General features: G+C 49.6%; 7 protein-coding genes and 1 pseudogene. 6 read left to right on the top strand and 2 right to left on the bottom strand.

Annotated elements, in window-relative coordinates; genetic code table 11:
- The 6 genes and pseudogenes from B7992_RS16770 to B7992_RS13155 all read left to right on the top strand — a co-directional run.
- A pseudogene (locus B7992_RS16770) lies at positions 1-180 on the top strand (hypothetical protein); the annotation flags it as partial.
- 385 nt (positions 181-565) lie between these two features.
- A complete protein-coding gene (locus B7992_RS13170; protein WP_088666483.1) occupies positions 566-1615 on the top strand; it encodes a hypothetical protein in 1050 nt (349 codons plus the stop codon).
- Between the two features lie 9 nt (positions 1616-1624).
- On the top strand, positions 1625-1783 hold the full coding sequence (locus tag B7992_RS16765) for a hypothetical protein (protein ID WP_158236590.1): 159 nt from the start codon (positions 1625-1627) through the stop codon (positions 1781-1783).
- Positions 1784-1884: 101 nt separating this feature from the next.
- The gene (locus tag B7992_RS13165; protein WP_088666482.1) at positions 1885-3240 is read left to right on the top strand and encodes a sugar MFS transporter; all 1356 of its coding nucleotides are present in this window, start codon (positions 1885-1887) and stop codon (positions 3238-3240) included.
- A gap of 60 nt (positions 3241-3300) precedes the next feature.
- A complete protein-coding gene (locus tag B7992_RS13160) occupies positions 3301-4296 on the top strand; it encodes a hypothetical protein (RefSeq protein WP_141100471.1) in 996 nt (331 codons plus the stop codon).
- An 18-nt stretch (positions 4297-4314) separates the two neighbouring features.
- Positions 4315-5430, top strand: coding sequence for a hypothetical protein (locus B7992_RS13155; protein WP_073236514.1), 1116 nt, complete (start codon positions 4315-4317; stop codon positions 5428-5430).
- A gap of 88 nt (positions 5431-5518) precedes the next feature.
- On the opposite strand, the gene B7992_RS13150 is transcribed toward B7992_RS13155, so the two are convergent.
- On the bottom strand, positions 5519-6067 hold the full coding sequence (locus B7992_RS13150) for a methylated-DNA--[protein]-cysteine S-methyltransferase (protein ID WP_073161593.1): 549 nt from the start codon (positions 6065-6067) through the stop codon (positions 5519-5521).
- 272 nt (positions 6068-6339) lie between these two features.
- Positions 6340-7563, bottom strand: a complete 1224-nt coding sequence (gene alr, locus B7992_RS13145; RefSeq protein WP_073161588.1) for an alanine racemase — start codon at positions 7561-7563, stop codon at positions 6340-6342.
- Between the last annotated feature and the right edge of the window lie 161 nt (positions 7564-7724).

Here is a 7724-nt window from a genome sequence, read left to right as displayed (position 1 = left end):
CTTGAACGCAAGGTTCGCAGAATGGAGTCGGCAAGCAAGGCAAAAGATGCGAAACTGGCTGCGAGTGAAGCTAAACTGGCCGACCAGGCCAATGCTCTCGCTGAGAAGGACAATGCTCTTGCTGAGAAGGATGCACTGATTGCTGCTCTTCAGGCGAAGCTGGCCGAAAAAAGCAAATAGCTGCTGCGATCATTTCGCATAACGTTAGGACCCCTCGCGGGTTCTTTTTTTGTTTGCGTCTCCCCCGCGCCCCTCCGGTGTCATCCCCGACTTGTTCGGGGATCTCCTTTTTCTCCAAACGAAGCTACTGCGGCTTACAAAGGCTTTTTCGCACACTCAAAAGTCCTGCAAAGCCTTCCCAAAAGATTGGCTCAGCCCTCGAACTCCTTGCTGCGCTCACGAACCATTCACGATGCTCCGATTTCGCTGATTTTGTAGCCTTGCGATAACATTATTAAGTGTCTTTAGTAAATTTTTTATAATATGTAATAGGCTTTAATCGTAATTTTTTGACTTCTATTTTTGGCTGCGGTTGTATAGGGACTTCCTAAGACTGGGGTTCAATATGAAGAAGTTTGCAATAGCTGTAGCTGCTATTTTACTCTGCGCTGTAGGCGCCACTGCCGTGAATACTTGCACGCCGGGGACTCCGAAGGTGTACGGCTCCCTTACCATAGACACCATGACCGTTGATTTTGGTAATGACGTTGGCAAGTATGTTCGGTGTGTTGCCTATTTTGACGATAAGAGCCCGAATCGTGATTCTACGATTAGTGTTCCTGATACGGAATATGTGGAACATATTATCTATCATCGTGATTTCAGTGGCAATACATATGGAACGGTAATGTTCCCCTTTGAATCCACTCTTTTTGGTGGTGATGGACTTCAGCTTTTTGGCGCGAACGTTTACAAGTTTGTAATGCTGAAACGTTATTGTCCACAATGCGTTGTGCAGGCTGTTGTCGATGAAGTAAAAAGAGCTGATACCTTGGAAGCCAATACCCCCTACATTGTAAAGGTTGGTGGTGTTGATGGGGCTAGTCAAATTGAATTTCGACAGACCTATGAAAATTTCCTGAAGGTACCAAGCTATCCGTTGAGCACCAAGGGTGGAAATAACGGGGTCGTCGTGTCCGAAGACGAAGATTCCAAGGGCTGGAAATTCGTTGGCACTTACAGCTACAAAAAATGGGTGGCTGGCGATAAGGATCTCGGCCGCGTGTATGGCTATGCCGCCGAAAAGCGTGAAGCCACGGATGGCAAGAAAAAAGTTTCTGTTGGCGACTTTGTGAAGGGCTCTGCCGGCGCATTTATCCGCCCCATGCGAGCTTACTTCTGCAACAACTGCGCAACTGGCAAGTTCGTCGGTATGAAGGCTGCTGCAAAGCCGGAGGAAACAGCCTCCCTGGATGAGGAACTTCCCGAAAAGATTGAAATTGTCATTCGCGGAAGCGATGGCGACTTGACCCCCATTGGCGTGATGAATACCCGCACTGGAGAAATCTCGACGGATGATAATCTCTGGTTCGACATGAAGGGCCGCAAGCTGAACAAGAAGCCTACCGCCAAGGGAACTTACTACAACAAAGGCCAGAAGGTCGTCATCAAGTAGGGGAGAACCATGAAGAAAGAATATGTAGCCCCGAAGATGGATGTTCTGGAAGTTTGCGTAAATGCCGCACTGCTGCAAGGCTCCGGTACCGAAGGCGGCCCCGACGCTACCGAATACGATGGCGAATTCGGTTTTGACTACAATCCCGAAATGAACAAGAAAGCCTAATTGTTAAAATTTGCAGTAGAAATGCTCGGCCAGGTGGCCGGGCATTTTTCGTTCTGTAAAGTGGTTTCTTTTTTCCGAAATTTTTATTTATCTTCAAGGGTATGACATTCCTGCTTGTGGTCATATATGTCGCCTTTATCGGCTTGGGTCTCCCGGATACGATTCTGGGGGCGGCATGGCCCTTGATGCAGACTGATCTGGCGGCCCCTCTTTCTGCGGCGGGAATCCTTTCGATTATCGTGAGTGTCGGGACGATAATTTCCAGCCTGATTACGCCTACGTTGATGCGCAGGCTTGGTACGGGCAAGCTGGTGGCGATTAGCATTTGCTGTACTGCAGTGGCTACGGCTGGATACGGCCTTGCGACCGCTTTCTGGATGATGTGCGTCTGTGCCATACCCATGGGCCTTGGTGCCGGAGCCATCGACGTTGCCCTCAATAACTTTGCGGCAATCTATTTGGAATCAAAGCACACCAACTGGCTGCACGCCAGCTGGGGCGTCGGGGCCTGCCTGGGGCCTGCAATCCTGTCGGCTTCCGTTTTTGTGGGGGCGGGGTGGCGAGGTGCCTATGAACTGAATGCAGTCTTGCTCGGAGCCATCGTGGTGATGATGCTGGGGGCTCTCCCGTTGTGGAAACGTGTCGAAAAAACGAGGCCAAGTAGCGAGAGTGGGCGAGGCAACGGTTCCGAAAATCGTGGTGGCAAGACCTCCGCTCCGGTGGAAAATGACATATCCTTGCGGGCGGCCCTTCGCGTACCTGGCATGAAGCTTTCCTTCTTAACGTTCTTCTTTTATTCTGCCCTGGAAATTTCCACTAGCCTTTGGTGTGGAACTTATTTGGTTGCCCGCGGCTTTGCTCCGGAGATTGGTGCTTTGGCGGTTTCTCTGATGTTTGCTAGCGTCATGGTTGGGCGTGTCGCCAGCGGATTCTTTGCCATCAAGTTTACGGATATGCGCCTGGTGCATGCGGGAATCGCCATTGTGATTGTTGGCTGTTTTACTTTGATCCTTCCGTTGCCGTTATGGTTCACGCCTCTTTGCATTTGTTTGCTTGGTTTGGGCTGTGCCCCTGTTTATCCATCCTTAATTCACGCGACTCCGGCCCGTTTTGGGGAAAATCTTTCGGGGCGCGCCATCGGCATTCAGATGGCAGGCTCCTATGTGGGTTCCGTGTTGATGCCGCCCGCCTTCGGCTTCGTTGCCGCTCATTTTTCTGTGATTCTCTGGCCTGTTGCATTGGCGATATTTGTGGCGTGCCTTTTGGTTTGCGTTTGCCTGTTGGATTACGTTACCCGTAAGAAGTTGAATAATGCATTCGCTGCCGAACGCATCATGGACGTACTGCATCAGGTGTCTGCAATGAATGCTGCCCGCAACAGGATACGCCGCCGCCGTCGCAAGGATCGCCGAAAGGCTAGACAAATTCAGCTGCGTAAAGCCAGAAAAAATCAGTGACTTTGATGATTGATAACTAGGTTAAGGGAATCTTAGTTGTTAGATTTAAGGGTGAAGGCTATGATGAATAAAATTTTATCTCTCGCTGTCTTAGGTTTCGTCGGAATTGCAAGTGCTTTTAACTGCATCGATGCCGTAAGATTGGTGAATATTACAGAACAGATGTTGTTCTCTCTAGATGAATCCGTTCGTCTCGATAGTAATAAATCTGTGAATCGAGATGGTGTTTCTGGAACGACCTATAATTTTTTGTGGAACGGACCTTACCTTGAATCTTACAGTGGAATAAGAATTCTTTCTGATGGATCGTCTGCAATGAGCTCGGTTGTTCCTTTTTATGTAGAAAAAGAAAGTGAGCTGAAGAAAACAGGCTTTGAAATCCTTTTGTCAAAGGAGCTGAATGACGATACCACGGTTGTTAATCATACTCGATATACCGATGGAAAAAGTTTCGTAAATAGCAGAGGCTTGTTTTTCGGTGAAAATCTTGTCATTGAATTTTTACCGGATGAATCTGCGAGTTCTCTTTTCGATCGTGAGGAATTGATTACAAGGAACGATACCTTGTTCACCAGGAAATGGACAAAAAATAGTTCTGGAGATTTGTACGTTCAGACAGAGTTTATTCTTGCTGTCGATAAAAATGATTCTACCTTGTGTAATCAATGGGTTGTTTTGGCTACGGGAGATACCGTACAGGATCGTAAAGGCGAATTTAAAAAAATAGAAAATGGCTATTCTCTTTTTTTGACTGACGTTGACGAAAATAGCAAGGCCCTTCAACAGTATTTCTTTACTGTGTTGAAGGATGATAGTTCTGTAGAAAATCCAGATACTTCTGCAGCCGAAATCCCCGATATCACAGTGGTTGAACTGCCTAAGGATTCCGTTGTTACGCCTGTGGATTCAGTAGAAACTTCGAAGGATACAACGCTGGCGATTGCGAAGCGGATGAAAGCTGAGCCTGTGTTTAAATCTCGAGACCACTACATCGACCTGAAGGGTCGTCGTTTCTCAAAGCAAAAGAAAGAACTGCCTTACCGCGTTTTATTCTAGTTTTCTAAATTTTTAATCATGGCAAAGAAGAAAAAGTTTTTTAAGTCCCCGGCGCTGGCTCAGGCCAACCGCAGCAAAGAAGATCGCCTTCGCGATACCTTGACTCAGATCGTTAGCGGTGAAAGCCGCCTGTTGAACCGCCCCGATGACTTGTACGAAACCATCGGCAAGGGTATTGACGATATCGAGGATTGCAAGGATCCCAAGGTTCAGCTGGAACTTTTGGCTTGGACCTTGCGTACCGATTTCGTCTCCTTCAAGGTAGATGACGAAGAAAAGGAATATTGGGACAGCCTGTTCTACGACGCTGGTACGTTCTTTGTGGAAATTGCCAAGCAGTACGAAGACAAGGATTACGTGGCCGACCTGATTCACGACCTGGCCGTGCGCCATGTGGGCGGTGAAGGCCGTTCCGTGGTGTTCCTGAGCCTTGAAGAGGTGATGCCGCTGGAAAGGGCAAGCAAGCTTTTGAATGAACTTGTGGCGGAAGAAGCTCAGTTCGCCGACGAAAACCGCGAAGACGTTCTGGACGCCATTTGCGATATGGCTGACGCTATCAACGATTCTGCAAACTATGCCAAGGCCGCCCTGCTGAAGGATCCGGACAAGAGCAACGCTACCATCATCGACATTGCAAACGCCTACTTCATGGCTGGCGACCTGGTGCTTGCCAAGCAGTGGATGAACGATGTGAAGAATCCCGGCAACGAAGACGAAGAAGCTTACCTTGATTTGCAGGCAGCCATCGCCGACAAGGAAGGCCGCAAGTCGGATTGCCTGAAGATTGCCCGCCAGCTTTACGAAACCTATCCGAGAATCATGAACCTGGGCCGCCTGGCCGCATTGCTTTCGGATTCCGAAGCGGATCAGCTGTTTACCGAACACGAAAAGTTCCGTTGCGGTTCTTCAGCCAATATGGAATTCATGCAGCTTCTGGCAGGCATGAAGCGTTATAAGCAGTTGGCCGGTTATGTAGACAAGTTTGAAGAAGACTTGGCTGGCATGGATGCCGAAGAGCTGAACGAAATTGCCGATGCCGCCGAAAAGGATGGCGAAAAGGATCTGGCCAAGCACATCCGTGACTGGATCGTAGAAGAGCCCGAAGAAGCCGAAGCCTTCGACGACAAGGACTAGGTTCGACTCCGCTCACCTACCGAGGTTTGATTCCGCTAGTCATTGAGCGAAGCCGAAATGTCATCCCGGGCTTGTCCCGGGATCTCCTTTACTCCAACAGCATTTCCTGTGGAATTGCGCCTTCTATTACCAGGAGGCGTCTTTTCATATCTAGGCCCAGCCCGAAACCTACCAAGGCTCCGCCTTTCCCGATAACGCGATGGCAGGGGAGGATCAGCGGAATCGGATTCTGGTGCAGCGCCTGCCCGACGGCTCGCGTGGCCTTTGGACTCCCCACGATTTCTGCGATTTCCTTGTAGGTGCGGGATTCACCGTAGGGGATTTCCTTGAGGGCGTTCCAGACTTTTGTCTGAAATTCCGTGCCGTATAATTTATATGGTATGCTGAACTCTTTCCGCTTACCCGCCAAGAATTCGTTCAACTGAAGAACGACTTTGCGGTAGGCGCGGCTCACTGCCGGCGACATTTCGGATTCAATATCGGCAACGGCGTAAGTGCAGGCCTGAACCTGGCTTGGCTTTGCGTTGTCAGAATTGTAGCGCAGGCTGCAAAGTTTAGACTTCTCGAATACAAAAGTCCATTCGCCCCATAAGTTTCGGTGGCGTATGGTTGTGTATTTTTCGTCTGAAAAGTCCATATCCTGAATATACAAGATTATTTTTTATGTGGATGAAAAAAGGCAGTGCTTTTTCCTTTAAAAAGGATTTTTGACCGCCTTTTTGTTATGTTGTATGTGAATTTTCCTGCAAAACGCACTTGATGTTGAAGAAAATCTCCTTCTTTTTGAAAAAATAGAAGCGAAAATCCTCTTTTTTATGCCTTTTACACGGATAAACTAAAAGAAAGGCGGTGGATTGACCCTAAAAAAGGTATTTCCACCGCCTTTTTTGCTGCGAACTCAGCGAACCACTATCTCAACGGGTATTCCTTGAATTCCTTTACGCCGAATTCCTGACGCAGGTAGTCCCAGCGGACCAGGCGGTTCTTCCAGTAGTACTTGCGGTACAGACGGCGAGCCACGCGGCTTGTGAGTTCGTAGGGAATGGTGTGATGGTCGTCGGCCACGCTTTCCATGGAAATGCGGAAATCCAGTTCGCCGTTCACCACGTCTACGGTTTCACCGACTTGCACGTCGGGAATGTGGCTCACGTCCACCATGGTGGCATCCATGCAGACTCGACCCAGGATGGGGCAGAGCTGTCCGCGGATAAAGACGAATCCCTTGTTGTATTCACCGCGAAGGTAGCCGTCGCCGTAACCGATGGCGATGGTGGCGATGCGGGTGGGCTGCTGTGCCATCCAGTATCCGCCGTAGCTTACGGTTTCGCCGGGCTTCACATCGTGAATGTGACGGATAGTAGACTTGATCTTCATGACAGGCTTGATTGGCCAGGGGGAAGGGGCGGCTCCCATGGGATTGTAACCGTACAGGGCGAGGCCGGGACGGACCATGTCGAAATGACTTTCGGGATGGGTCAGTGTGCCTGCAGAACTGGAGCAGTGGCAAATTTCGGGACGGAGGCCTTCGGCTTCCAGCACATCTACCAAGCGGGCAAATCTCTGGATCTGGATTTCGGTCTTGGGGTTGCCCGGCATGTCGGCGGTGGCCAGATGAGTGAACATGCCTTCGAACTTGAGGTTCTTGAGGCTGAGGGCGGCACGTACGTTGTTGAAGTCTTCGGCGTCGAAACCGTAGCGGTTCATGCCGGTGTCAATTTTCAGGTGGGCCTTGCAGGTGCAATCGTTTTCGCGGAGGAACTGGTCGAAGGCCATGGCGGTACGGATGTCCGTAATGACGGCGGTCAGCTGGAATTCTACGAAGTAGGCGAAGTCTGCGGGGGTGCAGGGGCCAAGAACCAGGATGGGCAAGTCCATGCCGTACTGGCGCAGGACCATACCTTCGCTGATGTGGGCTACGCCGAGGTAGTCTGCTCCGCCGAACTTGGCGGCAAAGGAACAGGCCAGGCTGCCGTGACCGTAGGAGTCTGCCTTGACGGGCAGGAGAATCTTGGTGTTGGCAGGAATCTGGCTACGGATAAACTGAATATTGTTACAAAGGGCGTCGAGGTTGATTTCAATCCAATTGGGGCGCGCGATTCTATTAAGATCGGGAGGATTCTGTAAAAGCTTCATGATGCAAAAAAATATAAGAAAACTCTAATTTGGAATAGAACAGGTTGCCGTATTTTTTGTAAAAATGGACCGCTAAAATGATGGGGTGAATCCGCCTCTAGCCCTTATGCCATATGGCATTGGCGGTTCGACTGATTTTTTACAGAAAATCCCATAAAGAT

Origin of the sequence: Fibrobacter sp. UWH1 (assembly GCF_002210365.1) — a bacterium.
Taxonomy (GTDB): Bacteria; Fibrobacterota; Fibrobacteria; order Fibrobacterales; family Fibrobacteraceae; genus Fibrobacter.
This window is presented reverse-complemented; position numbering and strand designations above follow the sequence as displayed.

Coding starts and splice junctions, on each gene's coding strand:
- B7992_RS13160 (WP_141100471.1), top strand. CDS start 3,301: ATGATGAATAAAATTTTATCTCTCGCTGTCTTAGGTTTCGTCGGAATT.
- B7992_RS16765 (WP_158236590.1), top strand. CDS start 1,625: ATGAAGAAAGAATATGTAGCCCCGAAGATGGATGTTCTGGAAGTTTGC.
- B7992_RS13170 (WP_088666483.1), top strand. CDS start 566: ATGAAGAAGTTTGCAATAGCTGTAGCTGCTATTTTACTCTGCGCTGTA.
- B7992_RS13155 (WP_073236514.1), top strand. CDS start 4,315: ATGGCAAAGAAGAAAAAGTTTTTTAAGTCCCCGGCGCTGGCTCAGGCC.
- B7992_RS13150 (WP_073161593.1), bottom strand. CDS start 6,067: ATGGACTTTTCAGACGAAAAATACACAACCATACGCCACCGAAACTTA.
- alr (WP_073161588.1), bottom strand. CDS start 7,563: ATGAAGCTTTTACAGAATCCTCCCGATCTTAATAGAATCGCGCGCCCC.
- B7992_RS13165 (WP_088666482.1), top strand. CDS start 1,885: ATGACATTCCTGCTTGTGGTCATATATGTCGCCTTTATCGGCTTGGGT.